The sequence below is a fragment of the Romboutsia sp. D33t1_170424_H2 genome, assembly GCF_015669105.1.
GTDB lineage: Bacteria > Bacillota > Clostridia > Peptostreptococcales > Peptostreptococcaceae > Romboutsia_C > Romboutsia_C hominis.
Map to the genome: position 1 here is coordinate 169157 of NZ_JADOZQ010000005.1, position 22827 is coordinate 191983.

20 protein-coding genes are annotated in these 22827 nt (G+C 28.1%); 3 read left to right on the forward strand and 17 right to left on the reverse strand.

The genetic code is table 11. The annotated features are described in order from the left end of the window. Positions 1-7 precede the first annotated feature (7 nt). A complete protein-coding gene (locus tag I4U66_RS08160; RefSeq protein WP_166505761.1) occupies positions 8-829 on the forward strand; it encodes an undecaprenyl-diphosphate phosphatase in 822 nt (273 codons plus the stop codon). 155 nt (positions 830-984) lie between these two features. Here I4U66_RS08160 and I4U66_RS08165 read toward each other — a convergent pair whose 3' ends face one another. The 17 genes from I4U66_RS08165 to I4U66_RS08245 all read right to left on the reverse strand — a co-directional run bounded on the left by I4U66_RS08165 (position 985) and on the right by I4U66_RS08245 (position 21794). Next, entirely contained in the window at positions 985-2766 is a 1782-nt protein-coding gene (locus I4U66_RS08165) for a UvrD-helicase domain-containing protein (RefSeq protein ID WP_195928713.1), read from the reverse strand. A 170-nt stretch (positions 2767-2936) separates the two neighbouring features. Further along, a complete protein-coding gene (locus I4U66_RS08170; protein WP_092924804.1) occupies positions 2937-3218 on the reverse strand; it encodes a hypothetical protein in 282 nt (93 codons plus the stop codon). Between the two features lie 172 nt (positions 3219-3390). Then, entirely contained in the window at positions 3391-4440 is a 1050-nt protein-coding gene (locus tag I4U66_RS08175; RefSeq protein ID WP_195581281.1) for a DUF4179 domain-containing protein, read from the reverse strand. Continuing rightward, entirely contained in the window at positions 4430-5002 is a 573-nt protein-coding gene (locus tag I4U66_RS08180; RefSeq protein ID WP_195581283.1) for a sigma-70 family RNA polymerase sigma factor, read from the reverse strand. Before I4U66_RS08180 ends, I4U66_RS08175 begins: the two co-directional genes overlap by 11 nt. A 191-nt stretch (positions 5003-5193) precedes the next feature. Beyond that, a complete protein-coding gene (gene rny, locus I4U66_RS08185; RefSeq protein WP_092924798.1) occupies positions 5194-6735 on the reverse strand; it encodes a ribonuclease Y in 1542 nt (513 codons plus the stop codon). Positions 6736-6984: 249 nt separating this feature from the next. Beyond that, on the reverse strand, positions 6985-8025 hold the full coding sequence (gene recA, locus I4U66_RS08190) for a recombinase RecA (protein WP_092924796.1): 1041 nt from the start codon (positions 8023-8025) through the stop codon (positions 6985-6987). A gap of 301 nt (positions 8026-8326) precedes the next feature. Next, positions 8327-8869, reverse strand: coding sequence for a CDP-diacylglycerol--glycerol-3-phosphate 3-phosphatidyltransferase (pgsA, locus tag I4U66_RS08195; RefSeq protein WP_092924794.1), 543 nt, complete (start codon positions 8867-8869; stop codon positions 8327-8329). Then, positions 8870-10192: a 30S ribosomal protein S12 methylthiotransferase RimO gene (gene rimO, locus I4U66_RS08200; RefSeq protein WP_176579612.1), complete on the reverse strand. Its 1323-nt coding sequence runs from the start codon at positions 10190-10192 to the stop codon at positions 8870-8872. Positions 10193-10194: 2 nt separating this feature from the next. Then, positions 10195-11250, reverse strand: a complete 1056-nt coding sequence (gene mnmH, locus I4U66_RS08205; RefSeq protein WP_166505765.1) for a tRNA 2-selenouridine(34) synthase MnmH — start codon at positions 11248-11250, stop codon at positions 10195-10197. 2 nt (positions 11251-11252) lie between these two features. After that, a complete protein-coding gene (locus I4U66_RS08210) occupies positions 11253-13646 on the reverse strand; it encodes a DNA translocase FtsK (protein ID WP_166505766.1) in 2394 nt (797 codons plus the stop codon). Positions 13647-13763: 117 nt separating this feature from the next. Then, positions 13764-14552 (reverse strand): ClpP family protease, encoded by a 789-nt coding sequence (locus tag I4U66_RS08215; protein WP_176579613.1) that lies wholly within the window; start codon positions 14550-14552, stop codon positions 13764-13766. Positions 14553-14711: 159 nt separating this feature from the next. Next, on the reverse strand, positions 14712-15926 hold the full coding sequence (dapG, locus tag I4U66_RS08220) for an aspartate kinase (protein WP_092924786.1): 1215 nt from the start codon (positions 15924-15926) through the stop codon (positions 14712-14714). Between the two features lie 9 nt (positions 15927-15935). Then, a complete protein-coding gene (locus I4U66_RS08225; RefSeq protein WP_092924784.1) occupies positions 15936-16181 on the reverse strand; it encodes a YlmC/YmxH family sporulation protein in 246 nt (81 codons plus the stop codon). A 170-nt stretch (positions 16182-16351) separates the two neighbouring features. Next, a complete protein-coding gene (locus I4U66_RS08230; RefSeq protein ID WP_195928715.1) occupies positions 16352-17593 on the reverse strand; it encodes a M16 family metallopeptidase in 1242 nt (413 codons plus the stop codon). Positions 17594-17787: 194 nt separating this feature from the next. Continuing rightward, the gene (locus tag I4U66_RS08235; protein WP_207743623.1) at positions 17788-18519 is read right to left on the reverse strand and encodes a polysaccharide deacetylase family protein; all 732 of its coding nucleotides are present in this window, start codon (positions 18517-18519) and stop codon (positions 17788-17790) included. Positions 18520-18693: 174 nt separating this feature from the next. Continuing rightward, positions 18694-20799, reverse strand: coding sequence for a polyribonucleotide nucleotidyltransferase (gene pnp / locus I4U66_RS08240; RefSeq protein WP_092924780.1), 2106 nt, complete (start codon positions 20797-20799; stop codon positions 18694-18696). Between the two features lie 254 nt (positions 20800-21053). Beyond that, positions 21054-21794, reverse strand: coding sequence for a tyrosine-protein phosphatase (locus I4U66_RS08245; protein WP_195928717.1), 741 nt, complete (start codon positions 21792-21794; stop codon positions 21054-21056). Between the two features lie 188 nt (positions 21795-21982). Between I4U66_RS08245 and I4U66_RS08250 the strand changes: the two genes are divergently transcribed. Continuing rightward, the gene (locus I4U66_RS08250; protein WP_092924776.1) at positions 21983-22348 is read left to right on the forward strand and encodes an ArsR/SmtB family transcription factor; all 366 of its coding nucleotides are present in this window, start codon (positions 21983-21985) and stop codon (positions 22346-22348) included. Positions 22349-22350: 2 nt separating this feature from the next. Further along, positions 22351-22722, forward strand: a complete 372-nt coding sequence (locus tag I4U66_RS08255; RefSeq protein WP_166505770.1) for a NifB/NifX family molybdenum-iron cluster-binding protein — start codon at positions 22351-22353, stop codon at positions 22720-22722. Positions 22723-22827 lie beyond the last annotated feature (105 nt).

Genomic DNA, 22827 nt, shown 5'->3' on the forward strand with positions numbered 1-22827 from the left:
CTTTTTAATGGCAAATTTAATAGAAATTTTTAAAGCCGTAATACTTGGTATTGTCGAAGGTATAACTGAATGGTTACCTGTAAGTAGTACTGGCCATATGATACTAGTAGATGAATTTATGCACCTTAATTTTTCGGATACTTTTGTAAATACATTTTTAGTTGTAATACAACTTGGTGCAATACTAGCAGTCATTATCATATTCTTTAAAAAACTAAATCCTTTTGATAGTTCAAAAACTTCTATTCAAAAGAATGAAACAATAAGCTTATGGCTTAAAGTTATAGTAGCTGTTTTTCCATCTGCAATATTAGGATTTTTGTATGATGATAAAATAGAAGCAGCTTTCTTTAATGCTACAACAGTTGCTATTGCACTTATAGTATACGGTATAATCATGATACTACTTGAGAATAGAAATAAAAAACCTAAGTATAATGATTTCTCTCAAGTAACTTATAAGTTAGCTATCGGTATAGGTTTATTCCAGTGTTTAGCTTTAATACCTGGAACATCTAGATCTGGATCTACTATAATAGGTGCAATACTTCTTGGTACATCTAGATATGTAGCTGCAGAATTTTCATTTTTCTTAGCTATACCTACTATGCTTGGGGCTAGTGCACTAAAACTTGCTAAAGCTGGTTTAGCATTTAGTGGACTTGAGTGGGTTGTACTTCTAACTGGTTCTATAGTGGCTTTTGTAGTTTCAGTATTTGTTATAAAGTTTTTAATGGATTATATCAAAAAGCACGACTTTAAAGTATTTGGATACTATAGAATAGTCCTAGGTATAATAGTTTTAGCTTATTTTTACCTTATAAAATAGTATCTTTATAAATTTTATATAAATATAAAAGTCTTCATTTGATTATCTAAATGAAGACTTTTATAATGCATATTAAACCTGATAATACTCTTATAATGTTTATAATGTTTTATTTACTATAAGAAAATACTTATGTTTTTCTTATAGTTTCAAACTTATATATTTGATTCTATAAGAAGTTTTATTATATCACTAGATTCTTCATTAAATGCAGTTATTATAGTCAAATCATCACAAGCTCTATTTATAGCCGAATATACTTTATTTAAATCTCCTACAAAATCGTTTATTTGATAATCCTGACTTCTATCTATTATTTTATGATTGTATAACATTTCTAACTCACATAATATTAAAGCTTTGTATTCTAAATTACTCATATTATAAATATTAGAAATGGTTATTCCAAACTTTTCACTCATATTAGTTAAGTCTTCATCTGCACATATATAAGGTATTTCTGCTTCATCTAATGCCTTTCTTAGCATATATTGGAAGTATATCATTTTTCCACTTTTTAATTTCTTTTTATTGTATGGATATACTATTCCTATATCACTATAATTTAATCCTTTATCTTCTACTAAATGCTCTATCTCCCATATTACAGAGCTTATTTGTTCATCTAAATCACTAACTTTTATTATATCTACAGATTTACCTTCTTCTCTTTTAGATATACTTTTATAAAATTCATTATAAGTTTTATTTTCTCTTAAAGAATGTATATAATTATTTGTATTTTCAGAGAAATTATTTACAAATTCCACTAATCTTTTAGTTTGTTTATAATTATCTTTTAATTCTATTATTTCATCAAACGCTAGATTGTTTACATTGGGTTTGAATATGTTTAAATCATTACTTATATTTGAACTCTCACATGAATACACATTGAATATGTGTTTAGTTTTATATAAGAATTCTTTTAAGAAATATATTTCCTCACTTGAATACTGTTCGCCTTTATCTACAAATATTCCTTTAAACATCTTCTTATTTTTTATTATATTTTTAGCTTGCTTTATAAGGTTTTCAAAAGCTTTTTCATAGTCCTTTTTTAATAAACTATAGTTTATTACTAAATTGTATTTTTTAGCTAGCTTAAATATAAAAGAGCTATATGTATGTATTTCTAAATTGTTATTATTTTTATATAATAATTTAACCTTTTCTCTAAGCTCATTACATCCTTGTTTTGATGGTGTTATTATTAAAAATTTATGATGTGGATATATTCTAGCTAATTTTATAGCTCTAGATAACATTATTGCTGTTTTACCAGTACCTGGTGCTCCTTTTAAGAGTATATCACCATATTTTATAGATATACTTTTAATAAGCTGACTTTGATTTAGCATAGTCGCACTATACTCATAGTCATCACTATAAAAAGATATCTTTTTAAAATTTTTATTTAAGTGATATTTACTATTAAGTAAATAATACTCAGGGCATACGTCCATCATAAATAAATTTAATGTTACTTCATTATTTGATTCTTCTAGGTAATTATCTAGTAGTTTTTTATCATTCATTATTTCTTCAAGTTTACTTTTGTCTATTATATGTTTATATATAAATTCGCTAAATCCATAATCTTCTTCTATATCTACATATGGCATAACAAAAACATAATTATATTTTATATCACTATGAGACTGCTTCATTTTTAAACTTAACAGGTCATTTTCTTCACTCATAACCTCTAATAGGTCTTCTTCTAGGATATAGAATATATCTTCTGTTGTATCCATAAATTTTATAAATAGCGCTTTATTGTCTTTTATATATAACATATCTGTATTGATCCCTTTAAATGGTGTTACTTTAGGTATTATTTTTACATCTCTTTCTATATTTTCATAGAATACTTTTTCTACTTCTTTTATTTTTAAAGCATCTAGTTCAGAGTCAATATTTATGTAATTTTTCACCTGATATTCCCCCTCGCTTACTAATAATTATAGCATTTAAACTTATAATTTACTATATTTACTATGTATTCTATAAACTTCTTAATTTATATTAATTTAATTATATAAATTGTATCATTATATTATAGTTTTTACAAAAATAGGGAAGTTTATAACTCCCCTTAAAATTTTTAATGTCTATAATGTTCTTCCATCCAAATATTCATTTTTCTTCTTACTTCATTTTCTTTTACTTCATCAAAATAAGCATCATCTATATTATAGGTATCTACTAGATTGTATGATTCTATAGGGTATTCTAAAAAGTTACCATTTTTATTTATAAATCCTATTGTCATTATTTCATAATTATCTTCATTTTTATTAAGAACTACTCCATATTCAACTTCTTTTTCTTTATCATTAACTTTAGTCATTTTTACATACTGATTTTTTGATAATTGTTTTAGCATACTAGCACTCCTTTTATTTATAATAAACTTACACATATTTAGTATTTCCAATTTTCTTGCTTATATTTAATCTTTATATACATAAGTATTGTACTATATTGTATTTTTGTTTCTTTATATAAAAAAATGCATACTTATAAAATTTTAAGTATGCACTCTTTTAACAACTATATTATTTTTTTAAGTTTATGACTTCATCAAGTACTACATCACTACCTATTTCTTCGTATGTTCCTGGTTGTGATTTTAACTCTTTATATTTAGGTTTTTCTATCACTACTCTAATGTTTTTGCTATCTTTTGGTGATTGTAAATAAGTTTTATCACCTTTATTATCATTATCTGCTGTAGACTCTGATTGTTCTAGTTTTTTTCCTTTGTCATCAAATACTGTCATTCTATATTCATCCCACGTACCTTTTTTGTAAGAATTTTTGATTATCATATCAAAAGGTGTTATAGAAATTGAATTAACTTTTACAAAATCATTTTCAACATTTTCTAAATTTATAATATTTCTTAATTCTTTATTTACTTTTACTGGAATGTTAAAAGCCCAAGTTCCCCAAGTTACATCATCTTTATCACCTTCATTTATAGCATAGTTATCTATAACTTTTAATTTAGTCTGAAATGTAAATTCATTTGGTACTTCTTCTTTTATTTCATTTATTTTATATTTTTGTACTCCAACAAATGTATACTCATCAATAAATTTCCCTTCTAACCCTGCAAATCCAGTTGAATCTAGTTCTTTATCACTAAAGCTAACTTTATTATAAGCTTCTTCTATTATTAATTGATTCATATCTAGTTTTTTCCCATTTCCCCAAGAAGTATATTTAAATGGTTTTTCATTTTCAACTACATAAGTTATATATAATGATTGCCCATCGCATACAACTTCTGAAAGTGTAACCCCTATCCCATTTGAATATGCTGTTTCATTAATAGCTGTAGAATATTGAGAATAATTTCCTGGGAAGTAAATATTTTTTTCTATTGCTTCAAAAACATTACCTACAAAAGGTATTTTAGATGCTAACGCTGGGTTTAAAGCTCCTAGTGTAAGTATTCCAACTAAGCTTGCAGCAGCTATTTTAGGCAAATTATTTCTTTTATGATTTTTATTTTTCTCTTTTAATGCCTTTGATACTCCCTTTTCTATAGCTTCATCTATATCTAAAGGTATATTTATATTATCATATCTCTTATTGCTCATTTATCTCGCCCTCCATTAATATTTCCTTTAATTGCTTCTTTGCTCTTCTCATATGGCTTTTAACTGTATTTATTGGTATATCCATATTTTGAGAAATCTCTTCAATAGTCATGTCATTAAAGTACTTTAAAATAATAACCATTTTGTATTGCTCTCTTAAACTATCTATCGCATCATATAAATCTAATTTTTCTTCTATTGAAATTTCCTTTGCTTTTTCAACTATATTTGCTTCTTCTTCTATGTAAACTATCTTGTCTTCCTTCTTTGAATAATCTATAGCTACATTTATTAGCACTTTTGTTATCCAAGTTTTAAAAAATTTTGGTTCACTCAATTTATTTATATTTAATAATCCCTTGTAAGTAGTCTCTTGTAATATATCTAAAGCTTTTTGCTCATCTTTTACGTAACTATATGCAATTTTGTAAAGAGATACTTTATGAACTTTCATCAATTCTGTAAATGCTTTTGAGTCCCCTTTTATAGCCTTTTTAACTAGCTTTATATTAGACTCTCCTTTTTTTCTTCCTTGCCAAGGCAATGTTAATACATTTCCCATATGTTCCTCCTTTTTTTCAATGTGCCATGACACAAAATGTATACAACAATTAGACTGACATAAATACTAAAAAGTTGCAAATTTTTATATTTTTTATAAATTTATATATGATTAGAAAATTTAAATATTAATAAAGGGCTCTAATACTAACTTTTATACAAATAAAAAAAGAGAGTAAATTACTCTCTTTTTTACTTAGCATATTCAATTGCTCTTGTTTCTCTTATTATACTAACTTTTATTTGACCTGGATATTCTAATTCATCTTCGATTTTCTTAGTCATATCACGAGCTAATAAATGTATATCTTCATCGCTTACATTTTCAGGTTTAACCATTATTCTAACTTCTCTACCTGCTTGTATAGCAAACGATTTTTCTACACCATCATAAGAGTTTGCGATCTCTTCTAGCTTTTCAAGTCTCTTTATATACGCCTCTAATGTTTCTCTTCTAGCACCTGGTCTTGCTGCTGATATAGCATCTGCCGCAGTTACTAAAACAGCTTCTATTGTTTGAGGTTCATAGTCTCCATGGTGAGTACTCATAGCATGTATAACTTCTTTAGATTCTTTATATCTTCTTAATAAGTCCATACCTATTTCTACATGTGTACCTTCCATTTCATGGTCAACAGATTTACCTATATCATGAAGTAAACCAGCTCTTTTAGCTAATTTTATATCAGCTCCTATTTCAGCTGCCATTATACCTGCTATATGTGCAACTTCAATAGAATGTTTAAGTACATTTTGTCCATAACTAGTTCTGTAGTTAAGTCTACCTAATAGTCTAATTAACTCTGGATGAAGTCCGTGCACTCCTGTTTCAAATGCTGCTTGTTCCCCATATTCCTTAATTATATTATCTACTTCTTTTCTAGCTTTTTCTACCATTTCTTCTATTCTAGCTGGATGTATTCTTCCATCTGCTATTAGCTTTTCTAAAGCTATTCTTGCAACTTCTCTTCTTATAGGATCAAATCCTGATAAAATTACAGCTTCTGGAGTATCGTCTATTATTAAATCAATTCCTGTTAAAGTTTCTAGAGTTCTTATATTTCTTCCTTCTCTACCTATTATTCTACCCTTCATTTCATCATTTGGTAAATTAACTACTGTAACAGTTGTTTCTGCAACATGGTCTGCTGCACATTTTTGTATAGCATAACCTATTATTTCTCTTGATTTTTTTTCAGCTTCTTCCTTAGCTTGAGATTCTATCTCTTTTATCATTATAGACATTTCACGTCTTACTTCTCTCTCAGCATTAGTTAATATTATCTCTTTTGCCTTATCAGAAGTTATACCTGATATGTTTTCTAATTTTTCAAGTTGCTTTACTTTTATTTCTTCTACTTCTTCTTCTTTTTTTGCTACATTTTTAAGCTTATCACTTAAACTATTTTCTTTTGATTCTAGGTTGTATAATTTCTTATCTAGAACTTCTTCTTTTTGTATTATTCTTCTTTCGTATTTTTGTAAGTCATTTCTTCTTTCTTTGTTTTCTCTTTCAGCTTCAGTTCTCCACTTGTGGATTTCTTCCTTAGCTTCTAGTTGCTTTTCTTTTTTAATAGTTTCTGAGTCTCTATTTGCTTTATCTATAATTTCTTTGGCTAAGCTTTCTGCTTGTCCAATTTTAGTCTCAGATATATTTTTTCTTACAAAATATCCAGCTATAATACCTATTGCTGCCCCTATCAAAAGCATTACTACAGTCTCTATGACATCCACCTCCTTTAGTTAATATCCCAAAATGTCACTTCTAAGATTTTAATCGTTAAAGTACAATCATAACTATGATATACGTTTATAAACTATAAGTATTTTCATAATCTATGTTGTAATAACAACAAAATACCTTTATTTATATTTATCTAAGAATATTTATATATAGAACTAAATTTAGATATTTTATTTCTCTTTAATTTTATAATTTTTTCTAACTCATGTCAAGTTAATAGGAGGTGTATGTTTAAGTTATTATTGCTTATCTATTTCATCTTCTAATGGTGCATTTTCTTTATTTTCATCTAATTTGTAGTGTGCTCTTACCTTCTCATCTATTTCTGCTATTAAATCAGGATTATCTGATAAGAATTTCTTAACATTTTCTCTACCTTGTCCTAATTTTATATCATTATAGCTGTACCAAGCTCCTGACTTTTTAACTACATCTATATCTGCTGCTATATCTAATAAATCTCCAACCTTAGATATACCTTCACCATACATTATATCAAACTCTGTTTGCTTAAATGGTGGTGCAACTTTATTTTTAACTACTTTTACTCTTGTTCTACTTCCGATTACTTTATCGCCTTGTTTTATACTATCTACTCTTCTAACATCAAGTCTTACAGATGAGTAGAATTTAAGCGCACGTCCACCTGTTGTTGTTTCTGGATTTCCAAACATTATACCAACTTTTTCTCTTAATTGGTTTATAAATATTGCAACACAATTAGATTTTTTTATTGAACCTGTTAATTTTCTAAGCGCTTGAGACATAAGTCTAGCTTGAAGACCAACGTGAGAGTCTCCCATGTCCCCTTCTATTTCAGCTCTTGGAACAAGTGCTGCAACTGAATCGACTACTATTATATCTATAGCTCCACTTCTTATAAGTGCTTCTGCTATTTCTAGTGCTTGTTCCCCTGTATCTGGTTGAGATATTATTAAGTTATCTATGTCAACTCCTAATGCTTTTGCATATACTGGGTCAAGTGCATGTTCTGCATCTATAAATGCTGCTATTCCACCTTGTTTTTGAGCTTCTGCTACTGTGTGAAGTGCAACTGTTGTCTTACCTGAAGATTCCGGTCCATATACTTCTATTATTCTTCCCTTTGGTAATCCACCTATACCAACTGCAATATCTAGCCCTATTGAACCTGTTGGTATAACATCTATATTCATAGATGTAGCTTCTCCTAATTTCATTACTGACCCTTTCCCAAAGTCTTTTTCTATTTGACCTAACGCTTGGTTAAGTGCTTTTAATTTATCTTGTTCTATACTCATTTATATCCATCCCTTTCTTTCGCTTTTTACAAACATTTGTTCTGTAATATAGATTATATACTAATTTTTAATTACAGTCAATTAATAAAAATTTGTTTTTACATTTATATTATTTTCCTATATTAAAATTTTACCATACTAATTTTATTTATAAACCTTTATTTACATTTTTATACATTTTATATAAAACTTATGTTTTAGTATAACTTGTATCTGTGTAAATTAATATTTACACTTTAGCTTATATTTAAAACTGTATTTTGTATAAAGTAAAAAGCGGGCAGTTTATGCCCACTTTTTATTATTTACTATTCATGAATAATTCTTTATTTTTATATAAGTATTCCCATCCTGAGTAAAGTGTTAGAAGTGTTGCTATTAATATAGATATATCTCCTATCATAATTAATAGTGAATTGTTAAAGTTTGCTCCTAATAATAATACTATTATAGCTACCATTTGGCTTATAGTCTTTAACTTTCCTCCTCCACTAGCTGCTATTACTTTTCCATCAGCTGCTGCTATTGCTCTTAGTATACTTACTGTTAGCTCTCTCGCTACTATTATTATTACCATCCAACTTGCTACTAAGCCACTTTCTATCATACATATTAATGCTGATAAAACTAATAACTTATCTGCAAGTGGATCCATAAATTTCCCAAAGTCTGTAACTAGATTATGCTTTCTTGCTATGTGTCCATCCATAGCATCTGTTATTGATGCTACTACAAATATTATACAAGCTATTAAATATTTGTTAGGTATGTTAAGTAACATTACTATTATAAATACTGGTATTAAGAATATCCTAAATAAAGTTAATTTATTTGGTAAATTCATTTATAATACATCTCCCATTAAATCATATTCTAAAGCTTTATCTATTCTTACTTTTACAAAATCCCCTACATTAAGTTGATCTTCAGATTTTACGTAAACTATACTATCTATTTCTTCTGCATCGCCTTGAGTTCTACCTATATATACTTTATCTTCTATTTGTTCTTCTATTAAAACTTCGTAAGTGTTTCCTACTTTAGCTTCATTTAATTCTTGAGATATTTTTTGTTGTTCTAGCATTAATTTATCTCTTCTTTGTTCTTTTATTTCTTGTTCTATGTGATTAGGTAATTTATCTGCTGGCGTATCTTCTTCTCTTGAATATGCAAATGCACCTAATCTATCAAATTTAACTTCTTTTGCAAATTCTACAACTTCATTAAAATCTTCTTCAGTTTCACCTGGGAATCCTACTATTATAGTTGTTCTTATTGTAGCATCTGGTATATGCTTTCTTATCATTTCTATTTTAGATAATATATCTTCTTTAGTTGTTTTTCTATTCATTAGCTTTAGTATTCTGTTACTTGCATGTTGTATAGGCATATCAAAGTAGTTACATATATTATCATATTTTTTCATTACCATAACTAATTCTTCGCTTATTGATTCTGGGTAAGAATACATTACTCTTATCCACTTTATGCCTTCTACTTTAGCTAATTCTTCTAGTAAAGTTGGTAACATTTCTTTGTTGTATAAATCAAATCCATACTTAGTTGTATCTTGTGCTATAACTACTAATTCTTTAACACCTCTAGCTGCTAAATCTTTAGCCTCTTTAACTATATCTTCCATTTTTCTACTTCTATATTTACCTCTTAATTTTGGTATTATACAGTAAGTACAATGGTTGTCACAACCTTCACCTATTTTTAGGTATGCCATATGATTTGGAGTTGTAACATATCTTGGTAATTCTTCGTTGAAAGCAAATTCTATATCATTTAAGCTAACAACTTGCTTTTCTTTTTCTAAGTCTTTTATTATTTCGTCTATTTGTTGATAACTTCCTGTACCTACTATTGCATCTATTTCAGGTATTTCTGCTTTTAATTCTTCTGAATATCTTTGTGCTAAACATCCTGTTACTATAAGTATCTTTAGATTTCCATCTACTTTGTATTGTGCTAAGTCAAGAATAGTATCTATTGATTCTTGCTTTGCTGATTCTATAAATCCACATGTATTTACAAGTATTATATCAGCCTCAGAAAAATCACCTACTAACTTATAACCTTTTCTATTTAGTATTCCCATCATTATTTCTGCATCTACTAAGTTTTTCGAACATCCTAGTGATTCTAGTGCTATCTTTAACATCTTTATTGCTCCTTTTTGGCCTTCTCGTGATATTTTATGCTTTCATTTAGTCCTTTAGTCATATCATCAAAGTTTATAACTTGATTATATTTATACTTATCAACCGAATGCATATATAAAGGGTCATAATACTCTACTAAATATCTTTCTACTAATTCCTCGTATTTTCCTTCATCTAATAGATTAATATATTCATCTACTCTCTTATGACCTAATCTTTTTCTAAATTTATTTATACAATCTTTTAAAGTTTGTATGTTTTCTTCTTTATTTTTTTGATTATGTATATAATCTCTACATAATCTTTTAACTCTATTTTCAGTACTACATTCTAATAATATATGATGACCATCTCTTATAATAGCATCATATATTTCATTAGGTACACAAACATGACCTACTCTTTTACTTTCACTTTCTATAAATATATAATCTGAGTTTGAGTAAAATAATTCTTCAAATATTTTAGTTTCGAATTTCTTTTGACTTGGTGGTTTTTGGTCAAATGTTATAAATCCAAATGTAGAACCACTATTTTTAGCTATTCCTTCTAGATCTATATTGTCTATGTTATTTTCTTCTAACATTTTAAGTAAGTCGGTTTTTCCGACTCCCGTAAGTCCATGAACTACTATAAATTCTTTTGTATTCATTATATTTCTTAGATAATCTAATACATAATTTCTATAAGATTTATATCCACCTTCTAATTGGTATACATTTATGCCTAGAGAAGAAACTAAGTTAACTACCGATCCACTTCTCATTCCTCCTCTAGCACAATAAACTACTACATTGTCATGATTTTTTGCAGCTTCTAATACATTAAGATATATATCTTTTAATTTATATCCAACATAATCAAATCCTATTTTTATAGCTTCATGTTTTCCTTGCATTTTATATATAGTACCTACTTCATTATGTTCATTGTCTTTAAATAATGGCATGCTAAATGCATCTAATATATTATCTTCTTCATGCTCTGATTCAGTTCTTACATCTATAAAAACTACATTTTCCAACTTAAGTGCGTCTTCTATTTTTATTGTCTTCAATTTTACTCACCTTCTAAATTTTGTAAGTCTTGTTTACTTATTAATACTTTTCTTGGTTTACTTCCTTCGCTTGGTCCAACTATACCTCTTTCTTCCATAGAATCTATAAGTCTTGCCGCTCTATTAAATCCTATTTTAAACTTTCTTTGTAACATAGATGATGAACCTTGTCCACTTTCAACTATAAATTCTATAGCTTCACTTAATAATTCATCTTCATCACTTGATTTTGCTATATTAGCTTTTGATATAGTCTCCATTATATCTTCTTCGTACTTTACTTCGTTACCACTAACTTGTGATTTTACAAAGTCTATAACTCTTTCAGATTCACCTTCTGATATAAACGCACCTTGAAGTCTAACAGGTTTTGCTGCTCCTAATGGATAGAATAACATATCACCTTTACCTAATAGTTTTTCAGCTCCACCCATATCAAGAATTGTTCTTGAGTCTGTTTGTGATGAAACAGCAAATGCTATTCTAGATGGTATGTTAGCTTTTATAACTCCTGTTATAACGTCAACAGATGGTCTTTGTGTTGCTACTATTAAGTGCATTCCAGCTGCTCTTGCCATCTGTGCTAATCTACATATATAATCTTCAACATCATTTGAACTTACCATCATTAAGTCTGCAAGTTCGTCTATTATTATTACTATCTTAGGGAGTTTTTCTTCTGCCTTTTGATTGTAACTTGTTATATCTTTTACTTGTGCTCCTGCAAATAACTTGTATCTTCTATTCATTTCTGTTACTGCCCAGTTAAGTGCATTAGCAGCTTTTTTAGGATCTGTAACTACTGGTATAAGTAGGTGTGGTATCCCATTATAGTTTGCAAGTTCAACTACTTTAGGGTCTATAAGTAATAACTTTACTTCATCAGGCTTTGCTTTATAAAGTATACTACTTATTAGTGTATTTACACATACACTTTTTCCTGAACCTGTTGATCCTGCTATTAACATATGAGGCATTTTTCCTATATCTGCTATTACAGTTTTTCCTGCTATATCTTTACCTAGTGCCATAGCAAGTGGAGATTCAAAGTTTCTAAATTCTTCACTTTCTAATACTTCACGAATTCCTACCATTTGTGCATTTTCATTTGGCACTTCTATACCTATTGCACTTTTACCTGGTATTGGAGCTTCCATTCTTATACTTTTAGCAGCTAAGCTTAGTGCTATATCATCTGTTAGATTTACTATTTTACTAACCTTAACTCCTGGGCTTGGCTGTATTTCATATCTAGTTATAGTAGGTCCTACTGTAACTTGATTAACCTTTGCTTCAACTCCAAAATCAGATAAAGTCTTTTCTAAAAGAGATGCATTTTTAAGTACTTTTTTTCTTCCTCCGTCATCACTTTTTTTATCTATTTTGTTTAAAAGGTTAAAGCTTGGCATTTTATAGTTTTCATAACTCATATTTGAAGCTACATTTATATCTTGAGTTTTCTCCATATCGGAATTGAATGTTTTAGATGTTTTTATAGGTTGTTCCTTTACATCTTCTACAACTCCTGTTTTAAAGCTTTGTAATTCCTTTATTGTATCTAATTCTGGCATATTTTGAGTACCTTCTAATATTTCTAGGTATTCATCTTCTGCCTTATTAAACCCAACTATTTTTATAGTTTTATCTCCTATATCATCTTCGTCTTGGTCTATTACATATTCTTCCTCTTCTTTAGAGTTTTTAGACATAAAGCCTTTAAATAGACCTTTTTTATCAACCATAGTTTCTTCATCTACTTCTTCTGTCATCATATCTATTGCTGATTTTTTCATATTAGATACTTTTTCTTTTAAGTTTAGGTTTCCATTTTTAGCACTTGATGATTTTGCTTTTATGTTTAATATTAAATCTTTAACTGATATGTTAAAGATAAATAATATAGTCATTACAAGTGCAAATATACTTATCATCCATCCACCAGTTAATCCAAACATTTTAACGATATAGTAAGTTATAGTGGTAGATACAAGTCCACTTCCTTCTCCACTTACCCCCATATCCATAACACCTTTAATCATGTCTGAGCTTAAAGGAGAATCTACAGGTAAACTTTTTGCATTTAATAATCCATAGAATATAAACATAAATAATATTACTACATAGTATGTTTTAGTATTTTTTAATCTATATATATATTCGTTGCCTTCAAAGAATCCAAGTATCCCTATAATAATTACTATAAATGGTATTATTACAGAAAGAGAACCAAATAATCCTTTAAATAAAGATTGCATCATAGATCCTATAAATCCCATTGAACTTGAATTTAAACTATATAATAAAAATATACCTATAAATATAGTTACCAAATTATGATATTCCTGATTAAAGCTTAATTTCTTTTCTTTTTTCTTGCTTTTTTTCTTTTTAGCCACTCATCTCACCTCTTATCTTACTTTAAGTATATCATAGCAAAAAGTGTTAATGCCTTAACACTAACACTTTTATTTTATCATTTAATTATATCATACAACATATATTTATAACAATTTTTATTTATCTTGATTCTTTTCATCTTCTTTTATAAGTTCTTTTAACTTACTTAATGCTTCTTTTAATCCTCCAACTTCATTTATAAGCCCAACATCTACAGCTTCTTTTCCTATTAATACACTTCCAACGTCATTTACAAGTTCGTCTTTTGAGTGCATTATCCTGTCTAATTCATCTCTATCTATATTAGAAGTTCTAGTTATGAAATTACTTATTCTTTCTTGCATTTTTTTAAAGTATTCAAAAGTTTCATTTACTCCTATTACAAGTCCGTTAGTTCTTATAGGATGAACTATCATGGTAGCAGTTGGTGCTATAAATGAATAGTCTCCTGCAGTTGCAAGAGGAACTCCTATACTATGACTTCCTCCAAGTACTAATGTTACTACTTTTTTAGAGATGCTATTTAAAAGTTCTGCTATAGCAAGACCTGCTTCTACATCTCCTCCTACTGTATTTAATATGACAAGTATGCCTTTAGTATCTGCATTTTCTTCTACTGAATAAAGCATTGGTATTATATGTTCATATTTAGTTGATTTTTTTTGAGGATTTCCTACGTAGTGACCTTCTATCTCTCCTATTATAGTTATACATTGTATATCTTTTTTAGGCTGTGGTGGCATATCAGGCACACCCATTTGTTTTATATTTTGTATATCTTTAGTTTCATTTACTGGATTTTCTTCATTTTCATTTTTTATTTGTAATGTACTTTTTTCTCTACCTCTATCACGGCTAAATTCTATATGATTATTGTAGTTAATGTTATCTTCATAATATCTCATGTATGTAATACTCCTCTCAAACTCTGCTTTCATGTTATTTTGTCCAAATATATGCAAAAAATTCTTTAAGCATTTAGTTTTAAAGTATTACATTTATTAATTTTAATATAATTTTTGTATTTAGTCATTTTTTATTGTATATTAGGTATTTTTACTTGATTAGTTTAAGTGAAATTCATTATGAATTGCATGCACTGACTTTGATATATCATTACTATCTACTAAACAAGATATTGTCATGCTAGAATCAGATGTTTGAAGTAATGGTATATTTTCTTTTGATAAAGCTTTTACTAATCTTGACATAACTCCTGGTATGCCATTTATCTTAGCACCTATTAAAGTTACTTTTGCGCAATTTTTTCTTATGGAATATTCTATGTTTGATTTTTTAAGTATATTTTCAAGTTGCTCTATATACTCTTCTTCTACTACAAATGCTTTTTCTTCTATAAAAAAGTTTATCATATCTATACTTATGTTTTCTTTTTCTATATCATTTAATATATTTGTAAAGTCATCTTCACTTGCTTTTATTTTAACTTGTGCTACTTTATCCTTGTGAGCTACAGCTGTCATTAGGCTATTTTTTACTTCATACTCCATATATTCCCTTTGGCACTCTGTACATATTCTAGTTCCTGCAAACTCTGGATTTAGTGTATTTTTTATTGAAAGTGTTATATTTGCACTCCTTGCAAGAGATACTGCTCTTGGATGTATAACTTTAGCTCCTTTTTCTGCCATTTGAAATACTTCTTCATAATCTATACAATCTAATACCTTAGCATCAGGTTCTATTCTTGGGTCTGCTGTCATTATTCCATCTACATCTGTATATATCTCAACCCTAGAACAATTTAGTGCTTTTCCTATTGCAACAGCCGATGTATCACTACCCCCTCTTCCTAGTGTTGTTATTTCTCCATCTTCTGTTTTACCTTGGAATCCAGCTATTACTACTACATTGTTATCATTTAACTCTTTTAATATTCTTTCTGTATTTATATCTAATATTTTTGCATCTGAAAAATTATTAGTTGTTATTATTCCAGCTTGATATCCTGTCAAGAAAGTAGCCTTTATATTTCTAACCTGTAACATGTTTGTAAGTACAGTTCCTGATATTATTTCGCCACAGCTCATTATCATATCTAGTTCTCTTTTGTTTGGTTGATCGTTTATTTCACTTAATAAAGAAATTAATGTATCTGTTGCATATGGTGAACCCTTTCTTCCCATAGCTGATACTACTACAACTAGCTTTAAATCCTTATAAGTTTCTTTATATGCTTTTATTATTTTGCATACCTCATTCATTTTTTCGTAAGATCCAACTGATGTACCACCAAATTTTTGAACTAAGATTTCCATAATGCCCCCCTAGTATATTCCGTCATATTCAATTATTATCATATCATTTCCTATTTTTCTAACATTTCTCCAAGGTACTTCAAGTACTGATTTATCCTTTCTAATACCAAAGAATCCTTTTTCCCTTGGTATTAATAATGCTAGTATCTCTCCTGTAGTTTCATCTATTATCATGTCACACTCTCCAATTACACCTAATCTTTCTCCTGTAACTAGATTTACTATTTCTTTACCTGCTATTTCAGATAAATTCATGTTTATCCCCCCATTTTTTCTTTTATAGTAAAATATCTCAAAGCATTTTGTAATATAAAAGTAAGTTAAATATTAGTTCACTTTTATATGATTATATTTACCTTAATTTTTATATTAATTTTAATCAACTTTGAGATATTCTTCATTCGTTTATTTTATTGTTTAAAGTATTATAGCTTTATGTTTTCTACATCTCTACCAACTATACATACTCCTATTTTATCTAAATTAAATACTTTATCTATTACCTTTTTTATAGTTTCTCTATCTATATTATCTATAGATTTTAATATTTCATCACTATTTCTTACCTTTTTATTTAGTAGCATTGCCTTACCTATTGCCATCATTCTGCTGCTTGTACTTTCTAGACCTAGCATATAACTTCCCTTTAATTGTTCTTTAGTTAATCTTATCTCTTCATCACTTAGGTAATTGTTTTTAAGATCTTTTATTTCCTCTATAACTAAATTATATACTTCTTCTAGATTTTCGTTACTCATACTAGCAAATATTCCTAACTCTCCACATTGTCTATATAAACTTTGAGATGAATATATTGAATAAACTAATCCCTCTTCTTCTCTTATCTTTTGGAATAGCCTAGAACTAATGCTTCCTCCAAATATAGTGTTTATTATAGCTAATGCATAGGCTTCTTCTGTTTCTTCAGATGCTATAGCTTCTAAACCAATTGCTAGATTAACTTGTTCAGTATCTTTATTTTTCGTTATATAAGTATTTTTAAAATCTGCCTTAGTAAAGTTTATATCTACTTCTTTTTTATTCCATGATTTAAACTTATCTTCTATTTCTTTTACTATTTCTTCAAAATTAAAGTTTCCACATATAGATATTACTGAATTATTAGGTACATAATAATTGCCAAAATACTCTTCTATTTCTTTTTTGTTTATATCAAATAAAGACTTTTCTGTCCCTATTATGTTGTATCCTAAAGAATGCCCTTTATATATTCCTTCACTCAATAAGTCATAAGCTAAATCTTCTGGAGAATCTTCATACATCTTTAATTCTTCAAGTATTACTAATCTTTCTTTATCTATATCAGTTTGATTAAACAGTGGATTTAACATCATATCACTTAATATGTCTATTCCTTTATTTATATGAGAATCTAATAATTTAACGTAATAACATGTACATTCTTTGCTTGTAAAAGCATTTATTTGTCCACCTAAATTATCTATCTCATTTGCAATATCTTTTGAAGTTCTATTTTTAGTGCCTTTAAATAGCATATGTTCTATAAAGTGAGATATACCACTTATTTTCTCATCCTCTATTCTTGAACCTGCATTTATCCATACCCCTAGTGCAATAGACTTTAAATAAGGTATCTCTTCCCCTATTATTGTTAGTCCATTATCTAATATGTGTGTTTTATACATACTTCCCTCCATTTATAATGTCATTTTTATAATTTAATATATTTATAAAGTTTTTATTTTTACTTAGTGCTTTACATGAGCTATGTAGTAAATATCTATACCTTAATATAAAAAATCTAAATATTAGTAGCTTTTATTAAACTACATGTATTAAATTATAAGTTACTATTTTTATTTATTCAACTATTACTATCCTAAAATATATCACTTAACTTCCCTGGTTTTAACCCTTTGTCCCTAATTATATTTATAATATCATCTATACATTGGACTGTTGCATTTGTTGGATGCATTAAAACTATACTATTATCTACTATGTCTTTTTTCTTAATTCTTTCAATTATAACATCTGGCTCTTCTCTATTTTTCCAGTCTATTGTGTCTATGTCCCATTTTATAGATGTATATCCCATTTCTTTTGCTGCTTTTACAGTGTTGTCCCCAAATGAACCTGATGGAGCTTGGAAAAATCTAGTTTCTTCCTTTATTATATCTTCTATTATTTTCTTAGATGTTTTTATTTGCTCTAAATTTTCTTCATAAGATAAATTTGCATAGTCTAAATGTTTATGTCCATGGTTTCCTATTTCATGTCCTTCTTCCTTAATTTTTAGAAGTAATTCTTTATTGTTTTCTGCCCATCTACCAGTTACATTAAAAGTTATCTTTACATCTTCTTTTTTTAGTACTTCTAGTATTCCCTCTACATATTCACTTTCCCATCCTAGGTCTACGTTGCAAGTTAATGCAACGTATCCACTTTTAACTTTTGTTCCTTGGTAGTATGGCTGATTTGCTACATCTAAGTTTAAGGTTGGTTTTGTCTCTCTTTTCATAAAGTATAACCCAGAAATTACAATTAATATAACTGCTATTAATCCTATAATGACTTTTTTTAATTTTTTCTTATTGATTACTATCATCATAATAGTTTTCCCCCTAATCAAGCCTTAATTATGTACAACTTCTTATATATTTTATTAGGTTGTATTAATATTTATGACTCTATTTCTTTGAGATTATTTTTGTATTGTATATTACTTTTAATCAAACAAAAAGACTGTAGAAAATTAGTTCTACAGTCTTTTTGTATTAATATATTATTTTTCTTCTTTTTTCTCAGGCTTTGGTAAAAGTACTTTTCTAGATAAGTTTACTCTTCCTTTTTCATCTATTTCAGTTACTTTAACTTCTACTTCATCTCCTATGTTTAGTACATCTTCAACTTTAGCTACTCTTTCGTGTGCTATATGAGATATATGAAGTAATCCTTCTTTTCCGGGAAGTATTTCAACAAATGCTCCAAAGTTCATTATTCTAGTTACTTTACCAGTATAAGTTTTTCCAACTTCAGCTTCAGCAACTATATCATTTATAAGCTTTTGAGCAAGTTTTATCATATCAGCATCTATTCCTGCTATGAATACTTCTCCTGTTTGTTCTATATCTATTTTAACTCCAGTTTCATCTATTATCTTAGTTATAACCTTTCCACCAGGTCCTATAACGTCTCTTATCTTATCTGGGTTTATATTCATTGTTACTATCTTAGGTGCATACTTAGATAATTCAGGTTTTGGCTCACTTATTGTCTTTCTCATTTCATTAAGTATGTGTATTCTACCAGCTTTAGCTTGAGTTAATGCATCTCTTAGTACTTGCTCATCTATACCAGCTATTTTTATATCCATTTGTATAGCTGTTATACCTTTTTCAGTACCTGCAACTTTAAAGTCCATATCTCCTAAGTGGTCTTCCATACCTTGTATATCTGAAAGTACTGCTACTTTATTGTCATGCTTTATAAGACCCATTGCAATTCCTGCTACCATATCTTTTATAGGAACACCAGCGTCAAGTAGTGATAATGTTGAACCACAAACACTACCTTGAGAAGTTGAACCATTTGAGCTAAGTACTTCAGATACAACTCTTATTGCATATGGGAATTCTTCTTTAGATGGTAATACTGGAAGTAAAGCTCTTTCAGCTAAAGCTCCGTGACCTATTTCTCTTCTTCCTGGACCTCTTGATGGTCTAGCTTCACCAACACTGTATGCTGGGAAGTTGTAGTGATGCATATATCTTTTACTTTCTTCTTCATCAAGTCCGTCAAGTATTTGAACATCTCCTAAAGCTCCAAGTGTAGCTATAGACATTACTTGAGTTTGACCTCTTGTGAATAATCCAGAACCATGAGCTCTTGGTATAAATCCATTATCACACCATATAGGTCTTATTTCATTTAACTTTCTGTTGTCTGGTCTTACATTTTCATGTACTATTAATTTTCTTACTTCTTCTTTTATTATAGCGTGAAGAGTTTCTTCTATATCTTGTTCAAATTCTTCAGCTATTTCTGCAAAATGTTCAAAAGTTTCAGCTTTAACAGCATCCATCTTTTCCATTCTTTCTAACTTTTCAAATGTTTTTATAGCTTTAGCCATTTTTTCGCTTGCAAATTCACGAACAGCTTTTTCTACATCTTCATCTATTTGATGAAGTACAACTTCCATTTTTTCTTTTCCAACTTCAGCTACTATTTGTTCTATAAATTCAACTATCTTTTTGATTTCTTCATGAGCAAATAATATAGCTTCAAGCATTAATTCATCTGGTATTTCTTCAGCCCCTGCTTCAACCATCATTATAGCATCTTTAGTTCCTGATACTACAAGGTGCATAGAACTCTTTTCTCTTTCCTCTGCTGTTGGATTTACAACAAATGCCCCGTCAACAAGTCCTATTAAAACAGAACCAGTTGGTCCATTAAATGGTATATCAGATATAGATAATGCTACTGAAGAACCTATCATTGCTACTATATCAGGAGTACAGTCTTGATCTACTGATAAAACTGTTGCAACTACTTGTACATCATTTCTAAATCCTTTAGGGAATAAAGGTCTTATAGGTCTATCTATAAGTCTTGATGTAAGTATAGCCTTTTCTGATGGCTTTCCTTCTCTTTTTAAGAATCCTCCTGGTATTTTACCTACTGAATATAACCTTTCTTCATAATCTACACTTAGTGGGAAGAAATCTATTCCATCTCTTGGTGCAGAAGATTTAGATACGTTAACCATTACCATCGTATCTCCGTATCTAAGAATAGCACTACCACTAGCAAGTTCTGCTATTTTTCCTATTTCAACAGAAAGTTCTCTCCCTGCTAAATCCATTTTAAATATTTTATGTTCAAACATTAATTGCTTGCCTCCTCTTTAAAAAACACGTTTATCATCCTATGTATTATATTATCAAAAATAGTATAAATTAACAACATAAAAGTAATTTACTATATTTGGGATAGCTTTGTTTAAGTAACTTATTATTAATTTATTATTTACTTATTAATATAAATTTAATCATATATGTTTTAATCAATTAATATATTCTTTTTAAATAAAAAGTCTGTGTTTAACTTAAAATACTTTAAGTCAAACACAGACTTTTTATATTAATATAAATATTTATTTCTTAATTCTTTTAAATCTTCTACTGTTAATCCAAACTCATTGTATAAATATTCTTCTGTAGTTTTATACTTTTCATCTATTCTTCTAAATGCTTCGTTTATATAATCTTCATTTACACCAAATAAATATTTTAATTTTTCTTCAGGGACATTTTTTAATTCAGGGTGTACTTTTATTATCTCTTCTATAGCCTCTTGTGCTGATTGATTGCTTTTTAAATAATCTTTTATTATATCTTCTCTACATACACCTAATATCATTAAAATTATAGCACATCCTACTCCAGTTCTATCTTTTCCTGCTGTACAGTGAGTTAAAATTGGTAGGTTATTTTCATCTCTAATAAGTTCAACTAATCTTTTATATGATTTATTATTTACTGGTAAATCATAATATCTTTCTTTTAACATATTAAAAGCATTTTCATTTTCAAACATATTTAATAACATTTCTTTGACAGATCCAAACTTAGCCGCACTCATATCATCCATATTCATAGCAGATACTCTTATGTACTCTATATTTTCTATTTCTTCTGTTGGATTTTCTTTACTTTCATCTTCACTTCTATAATCAAATACTAACTTTATGTTTAAATCTTTTAGCATTTTTGTGTCATCACTACTTAAATTAGCTAAATTTCCAGATCTAAAAAATAATCCTTTTTTTACAGTTCTTCCATCTGATGACTTATACCCTCCGATATCTCTAAAGTTTATCAAAACTTATCCCTCCTTATAATTTACATTTATTAGATACCCTAAATAATTATACTAAAACATAAGTATAATTGTCTGTAGAAAACGGTATTTAGAAAATATATTTTATATAAATTTTTAAGTATGCTTGCAATATTTAATTAAGAGTACTATAATCTAATTAAGTAATCACTTAACTAAAAGGAGTGAACATGAATAATTTAGCTAAAATATTTAAGGCACTAAGTGATGAAACACGACTTAAAGTCCTTTTATTAGTTTCAAAGAGAGATATTTGTCAAAAAGGAATCTCTAGGTACTTAGGTATAACTGATTCATCAGTATCTCAGCATATAAAAGTTTTAAAAGAAGCTGAGATAATAAGAGGATATAAAGAAGGATACTACGTTTTTTATCATATTAATGAAAATGTTTTTAATGAATGTATATCATTTTTTAATTCTCTTGGAAATATTAATGATAACTTATTAGATTTATCAAGCATTAATCTTATAAGTACAGATTGTAGTGCTAACTGCAAGTCTATAAAAAAATGTTGTAAAAGAAGGGATGTTTAATTATGAAAATTTGTATGCCAGTAGAAGTAAATGAAGGTCTTTTAAGTAAGCCATTTGGACACTTTGGTTCAGCTCCAATGTTTTTAGTTTACGACTCAGAAACTAAGGAAGTGTCTGCTTTAGATAATGGAGATTTAGGGCATGAACATGGAAAATGCCAACCTATAAAAGCTTTATCAGGAAATGTTGTAGATGCAGTTATAGTTGGTGGTATAGGTCAAGGTGCTATAGTTAAATTAAATTCTATGGGAATAAAAGTGTATAAGGCTTTAGGAGCTACTTTAAAAGAAAATATAGATTTATTCAATGAAAACAAATTAAATGAATTCCCAAGTAATCACACATGCTCTCATGATGGATGCAACCATCATTAGAATATAAGTTTTGCATAATTATCAACATATAAAAGCCTCTTATTAAATCTTTAATAAGAGGCTTTTTATATAATTCTTAACTACAGTAGTTAACCAAAGTTTTTT

Coding starts and splice junctions, on each gene's coding strand:
- I4U66_RS08160 (WP_166505761.1), top strand. CDS start 8: ATGGCAAATTTAATAGAAATTTTTAAAGCCGTAATACTTGGTATTGTC.
- I4U66_RS08170 (WP_092924804.1), bottom strand. CDS start 3,218: ATGCTAAAACAATTATCAAAAAATCAGTATGTAAAAATGACTAAAGTT.
- I4U66_RS08175 (WP_195581281.1), bottom strand. CDS start 4,440: ATGAGCAATAAGAGATATGATAATATAAATATACCTTTAGATATAGAT.
- I4U66_RS08180 (WP_195581283.1), bottom strand. CDS start 5,002: ATGGGAAATGTATTAACATTGCCTTGGCAAGGAAGAAAAAAAGGAGAG.
- recA (WP_092924796.1), bottom strand. CDS start 8,025: ATGAGTATAGAACAAGATAAATTAAAAGCACTTAACCAAGCGTTAGGT.
- pgsA (WP_092924794.1), bottom strand. CDS start 8,869: ATGAATTTACCAAATAAATTAACTTTATTTAGGATATTCTTAATACCA.
- rimO (WP_176579612.1), bottom strand. CDS start 10,192: ATGTTAAAGATAGCACTAGAATCACTAGGATGTTCGAAAAACTTAGTA.
- I4U66_RS08215 (WP_176579613.1), bottom strand. CDS start 14,552: ATGAGATATTATGAAGATAACATTAACTACAATAATCATATAGAATTT.
- dapG (WP_092924786.1), bottom strand. CDS start 15,926: ATGGAAATCTTAGTTCAAAAATTTGGTGGTACATCAGTTGGATCTTAC.
- I4U66_RS08225 (WP_092924784.1), bottom strand. CDS start 16,181: ATGAATTTATCTGAAATAGCAGGTAAAGAAATAGTAAATCTAGTTACA.
- I4U66_RS08230 (WP_195928715.1), bottom strand. CDS start 17,593: ATGTATAAAACACACATATTAGATAATGGACTAACAATAATAGGGGAA.
- I4U66_RS08235 (WP_207743623.1), bottom strand. CDS start 18,519: ATGATGATAGTAATCAATAAGAAAAAATTAAAAAAAGTCATTATAGGA.
- pnp (WP_092924780.1), bottom strand. CDS start 20,799: ATGTTTGAACATAAAATATTTAAAATGGATTTAGCAGGGAGAGAACTT.
- I4U66_RS08250 (WP_092924776.1), top strand. CDS start 21,983: ATGAATAATTTAGCTAAAATATTTAAGGCACTAAGTGATGAAACACGA.
- I4U66_RS08255 (WP_166505770.1), top strand. CDS start 22,351: ATGAAAATTTGTATGCCAGTAGAAGTAAATGAAGGTCTTTTAAGTAAG.